Annotated in this window: 1 protein-coding gene; it reads right to left on the reverse strand. The window is 41.6% G+C overall.

Features of this window, described 5'->3' with window-relative positions; genetic code table 11:
• Positions 1-3 precede the first annotated feature (3 nt).
• Positions 4-435 (reverse strand): hypothetical protein (locus Tanf_RS16680; protein ID WP_201774581.1); only part of this gene is annotated, 432 nt, incomplete at its 5' end.

Here is a 435-nt window from a genome sequence, read left to right on the forward strand (position 1 = left end):
TTTTCACTTTTCACTTTTCGTTTCTTTCCCTTTCTCTTCTTTTCTTTCTCTTCCTTTCCCCTTTTTCTCTCTCTCCTTTTTTTTCTTCTTTTTCTTTTTCTTCTTCTTCTCTCCTTCCTTCTTTCTTTCCTTCTTCTTATTCCTCCTTCCCTTCCCTCCCTTCTTCTTTCTTTTCTTCTCTCCTTTTTTCTCCTTCTTCTCCCCGTTCTTCTTTTTCCCTTTCTCCCCTTTCTTTTTCCCTTTTTTCTTCTTCCCTCCCCCTTCTTCCTCCTTTCCCTTCACCCGGCCTTCTTTTCTCTTGCCTCCAAACTGAGTGACTTCCTTTCTCCTCTGCTCGAACTTCACCCTTCCTTTCTCGTTCCATTTTCTTTCTTTTTGCATCTCTCCTTTCTTTCTCCCCACTTTTTCTTCCTTCTTCCCCCTCTTACTTCTCTC

It is taken from the genome of Tannerella forsythia, assembly GCF_001006485.1.
Classification (GTDB): Bacteria; Bacteroidota; Bacteroidia; order Bacteroidales; family Tannerellaceae; genus Tannerella; species Tannerella forsythia.